Annotated in this window: 17 protein-coding genes; 4 read left to right on the top strand and 13 right to left on the bottom strand. The window is 66.5% G+C overall.

Features of this window, described 5'->3' with window-relative positions; genetic code table 11:
* Nucleotides 1-9: 9 nt before the first annotated feature.
* From DR843_RS19000 to DR843_RS20215, 3 genes are all read right to left on the bottom strand, one after another.
* Nucleotides 10-939, bottom strand: a complete 930-nt coding sequence (locus DR843_RS19000; RefSeq protein WP_109689362.1) for a helix-turn-helix domain-containing protein — start codon at nt 937-939, stop codon at nt 10-12.
* 254 nt (nt 940-1,193) lie between these two features.
* On the bottom strand, nt 1,194-1,922 hold the full coding sequence (locus DR843_RS18995; protein WP_146202651.1) for a hypothetical protein: 729 nt from the start codon (nt 1,920-1,922) through the stop codon (nt 1,194-1,196).
* Complete coding sequence (locus DR843_RS20215; protein ID WP_170119962.1) at nt 1,919-2,056, bottom strand: hypothetical protein; 138 nt, start codon at nt 2,054-2,056, stop codon at nt 1,919-1,921. Before DR843_RS20215 ends, DR843_RS18995 begins: the two co-directional genes overlap by 4 nt.
* Nucleotides 2,057-2,518: 462 nt before the next feature.
* Here DR843_RS20215 and DR843_RS19880 point away from each other — a divergent pair, with 462 nt between their 5' ends.
* Nucleotides 2,519-2,785, top strand: coding sequence for a hypothetical protein (locus tag DR843_RS19880; protein ID WP_146202650.1), 267 nt, complete (start codon nt 2,519-2,521; stop codon nt 2,783-2,785).
* Nucleotide 2,786: 1 nt separating this feature from the next.
* On the opposite strand, the gene DR843_RS18990 is transcribed toward DR843_RS19880, so the two are convergent.
* From DR843_RS18990 to DR843_RS18955, 10 genes are all read right to left on the bottom strand, one after another.
* Nucleotides 2,787-3,134 carry a hypothetical protein gene (locus DR843_RS18990; RefSeq protein WP_146202649.1) on the bottom strand — a complete coding sequence of 116 codons (348 nt, stop codon included), beginning with the start codon at nt 3,132-3,134 and terminating at the stop codon, nt 2,787-2,789.
* Nucleotides 3,115-3,411 (bottom strand): hypothetical protein, encoded by a 297-nt coding sequence (locus DR843_RS19875; protein ID WP_146202648.1) that lies wholly within the window; start codon nt 3,409-3,411, stop codon nt 3,115-3,117. The genes DR843_RS18990 and DR843_RS19875 overlap by 20 nt, the downstream gene beginning before the upstream one ends.
* 70 nt (nt 3,412-3,481) lie before the next feature.
* Nucleotides 3,482-4,072: a nucleotidyl transferase AbiEii/AbiGii toxin family protein gene (locus DR843_RS18985; protein ID WP_109689356.1), complete on the bottom strand. Its 591-nt coding sequence runs from the start codon at nt 4,070-4,072 to the stop codon at nt 3,482-3,484.
* Entirely contained in the window at nt 4,069-4,452 is a 384-nt protein-coding gene (locus DR843_RS18980) for a helix-turn-helix transcriptional regulator (RefSeq protein ID WP_109689354.1), read from the bottom strand. The genes DR843_RS18985 and DR843_RS18980 overlap by 4 nt, the downstream gene beginning before the upstream one ends.
* A 24-nt stretch (nt 4,453-4,476) precedes the next feature.
* Nucleotides 4,477-4,665 carry a hypothetical protein gene (locus DR843_RS18975; protein WP_109689352.1) on the bottom strand — a complete coding sequence of 63 codons (189 nt, stop codon included), beginning with the start codon at nt 4,663-4,665 and terminating at the stop codon, nt 4,477-4,479.
* An 11-nt stretch (nt 4,666-4,676) separates the two neighbouring features.
* A complete protein-coding gene (locus tag DR843_RS18970; protein ID WP_109689350.1) occupies nt 4,677-5,048 on the bottom strand; it encodes a hypothetical protein in 372 nt (123 codons plus the stop codon).
* Entirely contained in the window at nt 5,045-6,094 is a 1,050-nt protein-coding gene (locus DR843_RS18965; protein ID WP_109689348.1) for a DUF4192 domain-containing protein, read from the bottom strand. The genes DR843_RS18970 and DR843_RS18965 overlap by 4 nt, the downstream gene beginning before the upstream one ends.
* A 173-nt stretch (nt 6,095-6,267) precedes the next feature.
* Complete coding sequence (locus tag DR843_RS20210) at nt 6,268-6,426, bottom strand: hypothetical protein (RefSeq protein WP_170119961.1); 159 nt, start codon at nt 6,424-6,426, stop codon at nt 6,268-6,270.
* A complete protein-coding gene (locus tag DR843_RS18960) occupies nt 6,410-6,787 on the bottom strand; it encodes a hypothetical protein (protein ID WP_109689346.1) in 378 nt (125 codons plus the stop codon). The genes DR843_RS20210 and DR843_RS18960 overlap by 17 nt, the downstream gene beginning before the upstream one ends.
* The gene (locus DR843_RS18955; RefSeq protein ID WP_109689344.1) at nt 6,787-7,803 is read right to left on the bottom strand and encodes a hypothetical protein; all 1,017 of its coding nucleotides are present in this window, start codon (nt 7,801-7,803) and stop codon (nt 6,787-6,789) included. The genes DR843_RS18960 and DR843_RS18955 overlap by 1 nt, the downstream gene beginning before the upstream one ends.
* Nucleotides 7,804-9,419: 1,616 nt before the next feature.
* On the opposite strand from DR843_RS18955, the gene DR843_RS18950 reads away from it, so the two are divergent.
* The 3 genes from DR843_RS18950 (at nt 9,420) to DR843_RS18940 (ending at nt 14,203) form a co-directional block, all read left to right on the top strand.
* Entirely contained in the window at nt 9,420-10,574 is a 1,155-nt protein-coding gene (locus tag DR843_RS18950; RefSeq protein WP_211310352.1) for a KamA family radical SAM protein, read from the top strand.
* A gap of 198 nt (nt 10,575-10,772) precedes the next feature.
* Nucleotides 10,773-13,745 (top strand): AMP-binding protein, encoded by a 2,973-nt coding sequence (locus DR843_RS18945; protein ID WP_146202647.1) that lies wholly within the window; start codon nt 10,773-10,775, stop codon nt 13,743-13,745.
* On the top strand, nt 13,682-14,203 hold the full coding sequence (locus DR843_RS18940) for a phosphopantetheine-binding protein (RefSeq protein WP_109689338.1): 522 nt from the start codon (nt 13,682-13,684) through the stop codon (nt 14,201-14,203). The genes DR843_RS18945 and DR843_RS18940 overlap by 64 nt, the downstream gene beginning before the upstream one ends.
* The last annotated feature ends 48 nt before the right edge of the window (nt 14,204-14,251 follow it).

The following is a 14,251-nucleotide window of genomic DNA, read 5'->3' as shown; positions in this document are numbered from 1 at the left end:
TGTTTCCTTTCACCGCCGCGGCGCCGGGCTGGGACGGAGTCCGACCTCATCGGAACGCCGCGTACGACCCGCCCGCCCGGTCGCCTCACTCGTGATTGCCCGGGCCTCCAGGCAGTCCCAGTCGGTCTGGTCGTGGGCGGTTGGCGGCCTCAATGGGCTGGGAATGTTGTGCCGCTGGCGGCTGCGCAGCACCGTCCGGTCGACGATGTCCAGGTGCTGGCCGATCTGACGGTCGGATGCTCCACGCGCAGCCATGCCTCGTACGACTTCGGTCCGTTCCGCCGGCGTCAGACTGGTTGCTTCACCGGTGCGAGCGATCGCCCGATCGACAGCGACCATGTCGATGGTTTCGGCGCCGGCGGCGACCGAGACGTCCGTCTGTGGTTCGGCGCGAGGGTCGTCGATGGTGTGGTCGTCCCAGGCCAGTGGGGGTGCATAACCGCGGTTGCGGGCGCGCGCCCTAGTCGCCGGCGACGGACCAGGCGTCATGCTCAGCTCTTCGTAGACGGTCTTGATCTCACGCCACTTCTCCAGCGTGATGAGGTTGCCCGGACCGCTGAGCACCCTAGGCAGGCTGGTGGCGCCGGCCTCGGCGATGTGGTCCTTGGTCCAGCCCATCGCCATGAGTGCGTGCACCCTGCGCACCGCCCCAACTTTGGGCACATGGCCGGACTGCTGCTGGTCATACACGTCCGTGAGCGTCAGCCCGGAAACCCGGGTGGCGGTTCGGCGCTGAACGGTGGTTCGATCTCCGCTGAGGATCGCCTGTAGTGCTGGTGCGCTCAGCCCGGTACTGCGGGCTAAGGCTTTCACTGGCACATCTGCGTCGACGAAACGCTGAAGTCTGCGACGGATCGGGTCGGCTGGCACGTAGCGGGTCAGACCGCGTGCGCGGTCTAGCTGGTAGGCCACCTCGTCGGCCTTGGTGCGGTAACCCATTGCCCGGCACCTCCGTCAGGGTTCTGTTGCCTGCCTGAAGGTGCGGCTCGACCGCCTGGCGGTCACCGGGGCCTAGGGAACGCCCAGCTCGGCGAGCTGCTTCCCTGGTGATTGCGTCTGCCAGCGATCTCATCCCTCCGCCGACGCTCATGGGTTGCTCGCTGCCGAGCCGGGCTCTGCCGGGGGCCCCCGGCCGCCATTGCCCGATCCAGTCGCGACCGGTCCGCTGGTGTCGGGACCGGCGTCGCCCGCCGTTATGGCCGTGGTGTCCCTTGCAGAGCTGGCATGGGCGCCCCGGCCAGCTCTGGTCGGTGTGTCGTGAGGCGTCGGTGCGCGTTCTGTGTGACTTCGTCGGCTTCGTGCAGTGATCGGCGGGTACTGCGGTCGCTGTGGTCGACCAGTTCGCCCAACTGTTGTAGCCGTGTCTCGGTTCGGGCTAAGACGTCGCCGGTAGCACCCAGGCCTTGGTCGACGCTGACTCGGGAGCTGAGTGACGTGTCCGCGTTCATGCGTTGCGCCGCGATGTGTTTCACCGCGGTGAGGTGGCCAGTGGCTGCGACCGCCGCAGGGTGGGCCATCTCGAGAAGGTCGCTGATCCCGTCCAGGTGTGCACGTGCTCGACTGGCGAGCTTTACATCGTCGACCGATGCGCCCGAGAGGTCAACGGTGTCGAGGACCTCTTTGGCCCGCTCGACCCGGCGAGCCGCGTGCTGTAGGTGGTCGCCGAGGTCGGCGCCGGTCGCTTCGGTGACTGCGCACCGCCCCACCAGTTGTTCCATCTGGTGTGTGACGTTGCGCATGTATCCGCTGGCCATGGGCTCGCCGACGATGCGGGTCTTCGCCACGTCCAGGGTCGCGTCGTCCAGCAGTCGCCGTGCTGACCTGGTGGCGTCGCGCAGCTCCTCGATCATGCCGGCGGCGGCCCGCAGGTCGATGCGGGTTCGGTGCAGATCGTCAACGACCTGGTCGATGTCCCCGTTCACCACGAGTCTGCGCCCGTGTCGTCGTCGCCGAGCTCTTCCACGAAGCGCTTGAGGAGCTGGTCGAGCTCGTCGTTGGCCGCCTGAAGGTGTTCGCGCATCTGCGTGCTGTCCAGCGGGGCCTCAGGTGTGCACATGTCGGTGGTCTCCGCTCGGGTTCGTGGCCCGCCTGGCTGCGGGCTCCTCACTCTCCCCAAGGCTGGATGCCGGCCGCTGGCGGTCAGCCCCGCCAGCGGTTTCAGTGGGTCTCAGCCTTCGGGGTCCGCTGCAAGTTGCGGGTGAACGCCTCAAGCACGGCTCGCGGCAGTGGGAGGCAGTTTGCGATCTCGTCGAGGTGTACGACCGATCCGCATCCGCTCCGAACTCGGCCGATGTCTGGCGACTCCGATCCCGAGCAGGTCGGGTCGAGCGAGTTGAGGGGGTCAGGGGTGCGCTGGGCCTGCACGTTGGCTGTGATGTTCGGCATGGTGATCGCTCTCCTGTGTGTGGTCGCCATGAGGCAGGTCAGCCTTGGTCATCTCCCTAAGGCGGCCTGAGCGGCTGCGGCGGTCATCGGTCCGGCATTTCCCGAATACGGACATTTGTTCGATACTCGGTCAGTGGGGCAGTCCCGACGTGAGCGAACCTGGTCGGCGCCTTCTCGCACTCGGCATGCGTGGTTGCGGGAGGGCAGTCATCCGCATGACGTACCCCGGCAGGTGTACGTGCTGTCCTGGCGACGCCACTCCTACCGCTGGTTCGCGTTGGTCGTAGAAGCCGTCGAGGTCGAAGGATCATCGGATCCAGTCGTAGTTCAGCGCTGGGTTCCGGGGTCGATGCTGCGCCCGGTGCGCGCCGACTTGAATCGGCTCTACGGGCAGGGATGATCTAGAACGGTGGCGCGCCGGGTCGTCGAGCGGGAGTGAGGTCGGCCGCCGACATGTTCTGCTCTTCCGCGCGACCGTGACTGGGGGCCACGCTGCGAGCCTCGGCGGCATCGAGGCTGGTTGTGGGTCCGATCCCGACCGCCGCCAGGAGGTGCCGTTCATCGATGGGTTCGACTCCGACGCCGGCACGCAGCTCGTTGATTGCAGTGCGGACTTCACCCAGTGCGTCGTCGTCGACCTCGAGCTGGTTGAACAGGTGCTGGCCCGAGGGGATCATGTCGTCCTCGTAGTCGAAGACGTCCTTCCACTGCGGCCGATACCCGAGCTGATCACGGACTCCTTCCACCACCCTGGGGTCTTGGACCGCCCTGGCCATGTCGCCGCCGTGGGCCGCCAACGCCTGCGCGAATCCGCGGCTCCGGGATGTCTGGCTCGTCCATCCAGTGAGCCGATGCGTACGCCTGGTCGCTGGCCGCGTGAGCCTGCTCGACGATTCGTTCAGCGGTCGCTAGTCGTGCTTGGTTGGCTGCGGGGTCCTGGCCCTCGACACCCATCCGCAAAGCTACGTGCGGTGGAGCGTCCAGGACGTCGGGGTAGTTCAGGGAATGCTGCGTGATCTCGGTCATCGAGCCGCCTCCAGATGGATGGGATTACTCGCCTATACCCCTCTGAAGACCGGCGCGTTCGTGTCGGCGGTCAGCGGCGTGGACCGGATTCTCCTGGTGACCTTCCTGGTAGACCCTGCACCCGCCGCCCAGCGTCCGCTCGGGGAGGGGCTGGTGGAGCGTGCTCAGTATCGGAGCGTCGCAGAAGGTCCTCCAGCTCGGGGAGTGCGCGCTCGTCCTTTGGACGTGCTGCGGCGGTCTTGGACCTGATGATGTCTTCGAGGCTGGCCACCTGGATTTGAACGTCGCCGACGTACCTGGTCGCGGCGCTGCGCACTAGGTCGCCGTACCCGTCCGTGCCGGCAGGGTGGAACGAGATATCGAGGTCGCCATGTGCGGTCGTGAGATTCGCGAATTGGAGCCCGGCCAGCGCCGTGGCGTCCGTGCTCCAGGGCAGGCCTTCATCGATGCCGGGCACTCGAATGTGTGCGTCGAGATCTCGGAGAGCGTCCGCGAGGCGACTGAGGTTGTCGTCGTCCATCCCTGGTGTCACATCTAGGTCCGTGGTGGGTCGCGAGGAGCCGTGTATCTGCGCGGCGTATCCGCCGATCACGACGTAGTGCACGTGATGCCGGTTCAGGACCTCGAGCATCGGCCCGGGGTCGAACGTGCCCTCCGTCATCGCGCGACAGAGCCCGCACTTGGGTGTTCCCGAACGGCGTCAAGCAGCTGATCACGTGCTCGTTCCATTCGCGCGTGCCTTTCGGGCGCTTGTACAGCTCGTTCGTCCAGCACTCGATCGTGATCATCGAAGTCCTCGACCCGGATGCGCAGCTCCTTCCCCATCGCGATGAGCAGCTGACTGATCATCGGCAACGTCGGTTGCATGGCGCCGGACTCAATCCGCGCCACCGTGGACTGCGGGACATCAGCGAGCTCCGCAAGGGCACGCTGACTCAGCGCGGCGTTGGTGCGGGCCCGGCGCAGCAAGTTGCCAGCCCATGAGCAGATGTCGCGACTCGTGGTCGGCCCCGCCAACCGCTCGAGCGTCTCCATGTCCATACACAAATGATAGCGGATATGCGTTCAGATGGTGGGGCGCTGCGGCTCCAGGAAGACGAGGTCGATGACGGGTCGCTGGCTGTCAAGGGTTCGATCGTTGGGTGAACTCGTCGATGCGGTGATGCCTCGGTTGGCGTTCGCGTCGACGAGCGTGCGGGCGACGGCCGCCTGGAACTGTGCTTCAACGGGGGACTGCTCGGACGTCTTGTTCATCACTTCTCCTTTTACCGTGCCGGCCCGCGACCCGGGCTGGCGCTGTTAAGCGGCAGTCGCTCGGGTCGCGGGTCCGGTTTGACTGGGTCGCTGCGTTCTGTGGCGGGCGGGTCGCCGAGATGACGTTTGAAGTATCCAGATCCGTGGTAGTCGACCTGGGTGATCTCCAGCGCCTTGCCCGCCGCGTGATCGGGTAGCCCTTGCTGCCACTGCGCGGCGCGATCACGAGTGGTGTAGACACGGCCGTGGGTCTCGTCTGGACCCGGGTCGACGGATACGCCGAAGTGGCTGCCCAGCACCGTCACCCACGGTCCGTCCGCGTCGTGCCCCTGATCCGAAACCAAGGCCCAGTAGGTCTCACCCGGCATCGCCGCGCGGCTCATCGTCGTGGCCCGCGATCGAGAGTGCCGCCACCTGTCACCGGCGGCTCTCGGCGAGGGTCGTGACGGGGCATGTCCGCGTCGCGTACCGCATCCCCGCGGCTTGCGGGTTCTGGCGGCGTATAGTTCGCGGGGTTCACGCCGAGCTCGACCATCGCTCGCACCAACTGGGCCATTCGATTGGTCGGATCTGTCACGCGCTCGAGTGCATGTCGGGCTCCCATCCCGTCGCCCCGCAGCCAGGCGCCGAACGCCGCAAGTGAGGCGACGGGCGTACGAGGCTCCTCCGGGCAGCGGGTGAGCAGGTCCTTCCAGAGTGCGGCGTGGGCGCCGGCTTCTTCGCGGGTCATCGCCATGAACGCGTGGTCACGCAGCCGTACGGTCTGCACATCGGCGATGAGGCGAGCCGCATCGGTGCTGGACAGTGGCCCTCCGGTGGCAATGAATCCCTCGATCGCGTGACTCATCCAACGTTCCTCGGCCGCCACTACTGGTTCCCAAACACCGCCGGTCTCGATGTGATCGGTCGCTGCTGCGACGGCGTCGGAAAGATCCTCGCCGGTGGGATTGAAAGACGCTCGTAGTTGATCCAGAGAGTCGTACGGCGGACGGGCGCCGGCGCCGACGTAGGCCACCGCGATGCGGTCGCGGTCGGCCTGGGTGATCGTGCCCTGCGCGATCGCTGACGGCAGGCCAGACCCGAGCCGTAGCCAGGTATCGCCCTGGGCCGCGATTTGCCCGACGACGGTGCTGTCCGGCTCGAGCTCTTGGGTTACTGCCTCGCAGATCGACGTCGCCCGCTCAAGGCGGTCGGTGAACGCCACCACCATCAGCTGGCCACCCGCGTACGACGCATACGAGTCCGCCAGTGCAGCAGCGACATCGCGGTGCTCGGCCAGGTCCTCGGGGATGTCCAGTCGCGCGACCGGCCGGGGTCGATCCTGGTCGACGGGGAAAACGATCACCGAGTTCTCTGGCCGCGCACCCAACATGTGCGGGATCACGGCGACGATGTCCCCAGGTCCTGCGATCACCAACGGCTCACTCATCCCGTGCCCCTCTCCTGTAGCGCTTGTCTCCCCCAGAGGGGGAGTGGTGTCTGGTCGGCGGTCAGCGTCCGGAAATCTCAGTCATATGCACTAGTGCTTTGCAGGACGCTATAGGAAGGCCCCTACGCCCGTGGCCGGGGAGTAGGGGCCTGTGGATTGCCTGGCGTAGTGGTCTAGGCAGCGCCTTCGCGGGCGATCGTCTTGATCCAGTCGGGAACCGGCTGCCCAGACTTCTTGCTCGCCGCGATGTAGACCCGCGCAGCAGCCGTCTTGTTGGCCTTGGACACCGCAGCGCGCTTCGGCGTTGCGGCACCGTTAGGGGTAGTCGCCATGGTCGACCTCCTGTCCTTGATCTAAGTGTGCCCCGATCGGCAGTTCGCCGTCTATGTCGCTCAGGTCGGGCGCGCCGAGCACCGGGAGCACGGCGCTGGTGACGAATGCGGCGGCTTGTGAGTCAGGTGCGTGTTCGACGAGGAACTGGAAGGTGGCGATCCCGAGCGCGACCTCGCTGTCGTCGCCAGCGAGTCGCTCCATTGCCCATTTCGCCTGGTCCCACCAGCGGTCTTCGTCGGCTCGCTCACTTTGAGCCCGGGCCCCTTTCGTCGCGGCCACGTAGGCGATCGCGGCCGCGACGACTGCGGCGAGCCCACCGAACCCCGAGGAGTGGACGAACCCGTTCAGCCAGTTCCACATCAGTCGATGGAGTCGGGAAGATCGTCGCGGTACTGACCCAGGTCAACGCGCTGGTGGGGGAGCCGGCCAGCATCTCGCTCGATGTCGACCATCGACCTCGGACTAGCGGCGTAGTCCTTGGGAGCGATACCGGACCAGGGCAGCGCCGTCTCCTCCCGGATCGCCTCGACGATCTGATCCTCCGGTCCGTACCAGTCATCGCCTTCACCACCGAGGTCCCGTCGCACGTTCAACTGGATCTCCACGACGATGTCTCGACCGGGAAACAACTCGGCCGCTTTGGCGATCGCGGCGGCGCGCAACGCCTCACCGTAGGCACGTGGATCACGCTCGTATTCGAGGTCTTCGACCGCGCCTTCAAGGTCGTCGACACGGGCCAGTTCTGCTTCATCGGCGGCGGTCCGCGGGACCCGCATTTCGCTCCCGGCGGTCTTAGGGAAGTCCCACGTCTCGCCTCGTCCGTCTCCGTTCGGCTCCTCGAATGGGGGAGCGTCGTCGAGGGCCTCCCAGGTCCCCCGGCCGCCGGCGGCGGTGTCCTCGGCCAATCGGTAGCGCCACTGGTGCCTCTGACGCTGGTCTTCCAAGGCTCGCCGGGACTCGTCGTACGCGGCGGGGGAGTAGCCGAGGTCGATCAGGATCTCTTCGGGCCACAGCTCGATCCGCAGGGGCTCGGTGCGATGGCGTAGCAGCTCGGCCTGGTCGTCGCCGACGGTGGAGGTGAGCATGGTGCGGACCGACTCGGCCTCCCATGATCCGGGCCGCCCGGCCAGGGCCTTCTCGATGCTGCCGACGTTCGCGGCCGCTCCCGCCACAGCGAGGGTGACGAACTCGGCCCAGTCGGCCTGTTCGGTCTTGGTCACGCTCGGCGCCCAGGAGCCGTCTTCTGCTTGCTCGAGGACCTCTCTGCGCAGCCGTGCAGCCTCGGTGAGCACCCGGATCGCATCAGCCATCACGACGCCGTAGTCGCGTTGTTCCGGCCGCGCCGCTGGTGGGCGCTCATTCGTAGGATCGGTCATGGCTGGGGCTCCTCCCCGGTCGAGGTCTGGCGGGTGTGCCTGCACCCGCCAGACCATCTTGCTCTGTTCCGCCGACAAGGATCGGCGTTGTGTGGCAGACCTGTGGATAGTCGCGCTGCCATGCCCCGCAATAGGTGCGCAGCTTGCTCGCTGGGATGGGGGACAGGTTCCACAAGGCGACCGGCGCCGCCGCCGTCAGGTCGGTTCGTGACGGTCGCGCGTGGTCTTCAGGACGTGATGACGTATACAAGGGCCGCCAGATTCACGACGGCCAGCGCTGCGGCCAGACCTCCGCACAGATCGTATGCGGTGGGTCTGAAGCCGGCGTGCGCAGCGCATCGGTGCATGAATCCCGGGCGCGGCTGTCGGCATCGCTTGTCCTCCGTGGTGCGCCATGCGGAGCAGGTGCGCAGCCAATACGCGGCCAGGGCAGCTGGCACTCCTACGGCGACCCCGAGAGCCACCAGTAGCCACCAGTGGATCTGGCGATCCCAGAACAGCAGCGTGATCCACCAGGCGAACGAGTCGCTGCCGGCGGCACCACCCGTCCACTTCGCGGCCGTTCCTGACTTCCACCGGCGACTCGGAGCAGGGGCAGTCGCTGGCGAAGGCGTGGCCGGTCGTGGCGCGGTGGCCGGGAATCGAGGTCCTGGGGATGGCGGCACCGGCGGGAAGGTAGCCGACCTTGAGGTGCGGGCGGCGGGGTAGAAGGCCCTCGCTGAGCCGCTGCCATGCACAGGGCACCGGGCGCGGCCACTGGCCGTGCGGTGACCGTCCCTTGGCGCTGTGCATCCGCTCATGTCGTTGAGACTAGATATGGGCGCTGACAGCCCGGTTTACCCTCGTCTCTCAGCCGAAGGGGTGGCGATCCGTAGGGGCCACGTTCAAGAGGGCAGAGGACGAGGTTGGGGACGTTTCCGCCTACGCAGCCTGTTCGGTGATCCACCCGGCGACCTGCGCACCAAGCAGGACAAGTACGACACTCGTAGCGGCGGTGCAACACCTGGCGCGCAACGGCGTCCCCTACGAGGCATTCCTGCATCGGCGGCACTCCAGGGGAGCGTTCCGCCAATTCCTCGCGCCACCTCGACCCAGCGAGGTGATCTGCTGGAGGACGCCGTTGAGGAACTGTTCGCAGAGCACGGCGTGCCCCACATTCGGACCGGTGCCCATAACCAAGCTGAGATCACACGACGGTTCGAAATACACGTCACGCCAGCGCCCAGTGCACCGGTCGGTTGCAGGGGTACAGTACGAGGTGCCTTCATTCAGGTGCTTGAGCAGAGTGCGGTGTTTCGCGCCGCCGTTCAGACCCTCGGTTGGAGGCGTCCATCTGACGTGACAACTACGGGAGCGTCGACGTGCAGAGCCCCGATCCGTCTCGGTCGACCACATCTCTTGCGCCGTCGTACTCCTACCGACGAGTCGGGCTCGTCGAGCCCGACTGGACGCGGCTGCCGGGGTGGCGTGACGTCACTCCCACGCAGTGGCGGGACGTTCGGTGGCAGCGAGCCCATTGTGTCAAGAACGTGCGTCAGCTGCACCAGGTCATGGGTGGACTTCTCGCGGACCAGCTCTACGAGGACCTGGAGCGCGACCACGCCGAACGGGCGACGATGGCGCTGCTCGTCACACCGCAAATGCTCAACACGATGGTCCCCAATGGGGCGTCGGGTGGGTCTACGGTCACGGAGGAGTTCTACGCTGACCCGGTCCGTCGCTACATGATTCCGGTGTTCAGCGACCGCCGCATTGACTGGCCGACCCACCCCCTCGCCAGCCGCGACTCGCTGCACGAACAGAAAATGTGGGCGGTCGAGGGATTGATTCATCGCTACCCAACGAAGGTACTCGCGGAGGTGCTGCCGACCTGTCCCCAGTACTGCGGGCACTGCACGCGGATGGATCTCGTTGGCACTTCGACGCCCTCCGTCGACAAATTGAGATTCTTGACCGCTCCGGATGATCGGTTCGACCGGATGATCGATTACATACGTGGCACTCCCGAGGTCCGAGATGTCGTCGTGTCGGGGGGCGATGTCGCCAATCTTCCTTGGCCGCGGCTCGAGTCGTTCGTGCAGCGTCTGCTGGACATCGACGGTATTCGCGACATCCGTCTCGCGACCAAAGCGCTCGTCGGACTGCCGCAGCACTGGCTCCAGCCTGAGGTTGTCGCCGGAGTGGAACGAGTCGCCAGTGTGGCCCGAGAGCGGGGGGTTAGTCTGTCCGTGCACACCCACGCCAACCACGCGCAATCGGTGACGCCCTCGGTGGCCTCCGCCGTTCGGGCATTTCTCGAGGCAGGGGTGCGTGACGTGCGGAATCAAGGCGTGCTGCTCGCAGGAGTTAACGACGACGCCCACGCCATTCTTGACCTGTGCTTCCGGCTGCTCGACGACGCCAAGATCGTTCCGTACTACTTCTATATGTGCGACATGGTGCCGTTCAGCGAGCACTGGCGGACCTCGCTCGGCACTGCCCAGCAGATCCAGCACGACATCATGGGCTACCTCCCAGGATTCGCAACGCCGCGGGTCGTGTGCGACGTCCCCCTGGTTGGCAAGCGGTGGGTTCACCAGGTGGCCGAGTACGACCGGCAGCGTGGCATCTCGTACTGGACGAAGGGGTATCGCACGCCGCTCGACGACGCCCAGGACCCGACCGAAGAGTACCGATATTTCGACCCGATCCACACGCTGCCTTTGGAGGGTCGGCAGTGGTGGGAGGCTGCGGTGCTCCGGGGCGAGGCCGTGGTCACCCCGACGGATTGAGTGCCCTTGCGACCCGTGCGCTGCTCGTGGCGCGTCGACCACCACCGTCCATACAGTTCTTGAGAGTCTTCTCGAGAACTGTATGGACCAGGCACCTGCGTGGGCTCACAATCGCCTGCTGGTTCCGGCGGCACCCTCTACGAAAACGATCGCCCTTGCCTCGCCCACCCGCACGGCGAGACCACTAGGTTTGGGTCTGTGGACTTGACAGACGCCATCTCGGAGGCGTGGTCAACTCACCTGGGAATAGCAATTCCGTCTTCCCGGGCTGACTTCTTCGAGTTGGGTGGGGACTCTCTGAAGGCGCTCGGTGTCCTCGCGGACCTCGCCGATGTTGGCATCGAGCTGTCCTTGAGCGACTTTTACGCCTCACCGACGATCAGTGCGCAGGCGACATGCTCGACCGTCGTCGGGACGGGCGGTAGTACTCTCGCCGAACCCCGGGTTGGCGACGAGCCTGAGTGCGAATTGACCCCGCTGCAGACCGCCATTCTGGTCGAGGGCCAGCGGGAGAGTCGTGACCCCTTCTGGATTTCCCAGCTCTACCAGCTGCCGCGCGGGGTCGAATTCGAGGCAGTGGCGAGTGCGTGGGCCGGCGTCGTCGCTCTCCACCCTGCCCTGAGAACCGTGCTCGATCTCGACGCCGTTCCGCCCCGTCAGGCCGTGCGGTCCGCATCATCTACCGTGGGGCGGTCGCTAGAGCGTCGCGTGGCACCCCTCGGGTCGACCGGGGATCTGCAGCGACTGGTCGAGGAGCGTCGCTCGAAGGCTACCGTGGGTATCAGCCCGCTCGCGTTCGCGGCGTACGTTCAGGATCGCGCGCAACCCGAGGTCGCTGTCTGGTCTCTGGTGATCCACCACGTCGTATTTGACGGCACGACCCTGGGTCAGGTGGTTGACGACTTCTTTGCGCTGCTCTCAGGTGCGGACCTCCCTTCGCCACATCCAAGCGTGGCGTCCTACGCGCACTGGTGCTCCGCCACGGCTGCCCAGGAACGGTCCCGAGAATACTGGCGCGACGCAGTGGGTGCCCTGAGTCCAGGCGAGCTCCGCGTGAGCGAACGTGCGCCCGATAGCACTCCGCGCGCGGCTGCGAGGGCTGCGGCGTCCCGCCGCGTCGGACCCATCGCTTCAGCGCGGTTAGCGGATCTTGCGGGGGACAGGCGGTTCACTACGGCTGCCGCGGTCAGCTATGTCTGGGCGCAGGTGCTAGCCCAGTACGTCCGCGGCGGCCCGGTGGTCCTCGGACTCACTGTCAACCTGCGTGCGAGCGGGATGCCTGACGCGACTCGGGTGAGCGGGTGCCTGCTGGGTATGGTCCCGGTAGTCGTAAACGACGACGACGCGGATGCCGCCGTCGCATGCCGCGCTCTGATGAACCAGATCGCTCGCGGCACGGAGTACGCGCACCTACCGCCGGGCGAGATACTCCGGGGCGGACCCGCTGCGGAGCTCGGGGTGACCTCCACCGTGGTGTTCGAGAATTTCGCCGGATCCGAGCGCTATCGACAGGCGCTACTGGTCGAGGTGGGAGGGACGAACGACCCGCTGTCGCTCACCGTGACGACCGGTGCCTCGATCGATCTGTTGCTGGAGTGGGACGCGCGCAAGCTAACGAAGGAGACAGCCGTCGAGCTCCTTGAGGCTCTGCAGCACTGGCTGGAGCACCCGACCTGGCTCGACGAGCGGGACACGAGCGTTGGGTGGACGACTCCGGCGCAGCACTCGCGCTCGATCCTCGGTGACCCGGGGATCGAGGGGACAGCCGTCGCGAGGAGTTGGGACGTCCGTCAGCTGCTGCACGGTTCGCCGGACGAGCTCGCCGTCGTAGACTCGACGACCACGCTGACCTATGCAGAGCTCACCGCATGGAGCGAGGTGTTCGCCCGAGAGCTCGTACGTCGCGGCGTCGGACCGGGTGCGACAGTGCTTCTGCGCGGTGTGCGCAGCGCGATGAGCGTGGTCGGCATCTGTGGCGTGTGGCTAGCGGGGGCCGCGTGGTGCAGCTTGGATCCGCAACTCCCCGACCGGCGCCGCGAGCTCTTGCTGCGCCAGCTCGAACCTGACCTCGTAGTCGACCTCGACGAGATGCGCCAAGTCATCGAGAACAGGCAGCCGAGCGGCAGGCTGGAGGACGGCTTGGCGCCGCCGCTGTCAGCCGATGAGGCCGCATACTACGTCGCTACGTCGGGCAGCAGCGGCACGCCCAAGGTCGTCGCACTGTCAGCCAGCGGGCTGTCGACTGTGCGGGACGCGTGGGCCGAGATCTATGCCCGGGGCAGCCGGCTCCACGTCCTGCAGCTCGGCAGTTGGACGGCCGATGTCTTCGTGGGCGACGTCGTCAAGGCGCTCGACAGCGGCGGTCGCCTAGTCATCTGCCCCGACGAGCGTCGGGTGGACCTCGACCACCTCGCCGCGCTCATCGAGGAGCATGGGGTTTCGCTCGTGGAGACGACTCCGGCCCTCATGCTCGAACTGCTTGACCACCTACGAGCCTCACCTCCCGCGTCCCTGCGCACCGCAATCGTCGGCTCGGATGCCTTCCGGATTCAGGAGCACGACCGTCTGATGGCGGCGTGCCCGGCGGGAGTGAGCGTCGTCAACGGGTATGGGCTGACCGAGTGCACGATCGAGAACCTGGTGTACAAGTGCACACCCGGCGTACCGGCGGTTACCCCGCTCACACCGTTGGGTCGGCCGTTGCCGGGCAATCGTGTTTGGGTCGAGGACGCCCGGCGACGGGTTCTGCCTCCAGGGGCCGTGGGGGAACTGGTCGTGGCCGGCCCTCAGGTCGGACTCGGGTACGTCGAGGCCGGTCGCGTCGTAAGAGTGGGCGGTTTCGGATCCGGCGATGGGTTCAGCCACGAGTTCAGGACTGGTGACCTGGCGTCGCTCAGCCGGAACGGTGAGGTGCTGTTCCACGGTCGTGAGGACAGCCTAGTCAAGGTCCGGGGACACCGAGTGGAGATCGGCGAGGTCGAGAACGCTCTGCTCGCTCTGCCCGGGATCGAGGAAGCGTTCGTGTGCGATGTCCGGACGGCGGGGGTGTCCAGCTGTACGCCTTCGTCGGAAGTGACGGACTGCTGTCTGAGCCCGAGATACGTGCGATGCTCGGCACGGTGCTCGCGGCACCGTCGGTGCCCGCGTTCGTGGATGTCGCCCCTCGTTTAGCAAGGACCGAAAACGGCAAGATCGACCGCGTCGGGTTGCGCGATGCGTCCACGCGCCGTACGACCGCCGCGGAGCAGGTAGCTGCCTCGTCCGAGGTGCACGACCCCCCGGCCGATACCAATCTGAGGCAGATCGTGCGAGCTACGTGGACCGAGGTGCTCGGCCGCGACGTGCTCGACAACCGGAGCTTCTTCGATCATGGGGGCACCTCGATCCTCGTGATCTCGCTCTACCGTAAGCTGCGTGCGCGCCTCGCGCACTATCGGTTCGAGGTTCCTGATCTGTTCCGTTGCCCGACGATCGATTCATTCGTGCGATTCCTGCAGCTCGACGAGGCAGCCGACGCTGATCTGGCCGCGACTGCCCGCACCGCAGCACGCCGGCGCGCTATCCTCGCAGAGGTAGCCGCAGGTCGCTTGTCGGTGGGCGATGCGCTATCTCGCCTTGATACCGGCTAGCCACAGCCGATCGCCCTCCCGATCCCGATCCCGATCCCTTGGACTGGT

Origin of the sequence: Branchiibius hedensis (assembly GCF_900108585.1) — a bacterium.
Lineage (GTDB): Bacteria > Actinomycetota > Actinomycetes > Actinomycetales > Dermatophilaceae > Branchiibius > Branchiibius hedensis.
This window is presented reverse-complemented; position numbering and strand designations above follow the sequence as displayed.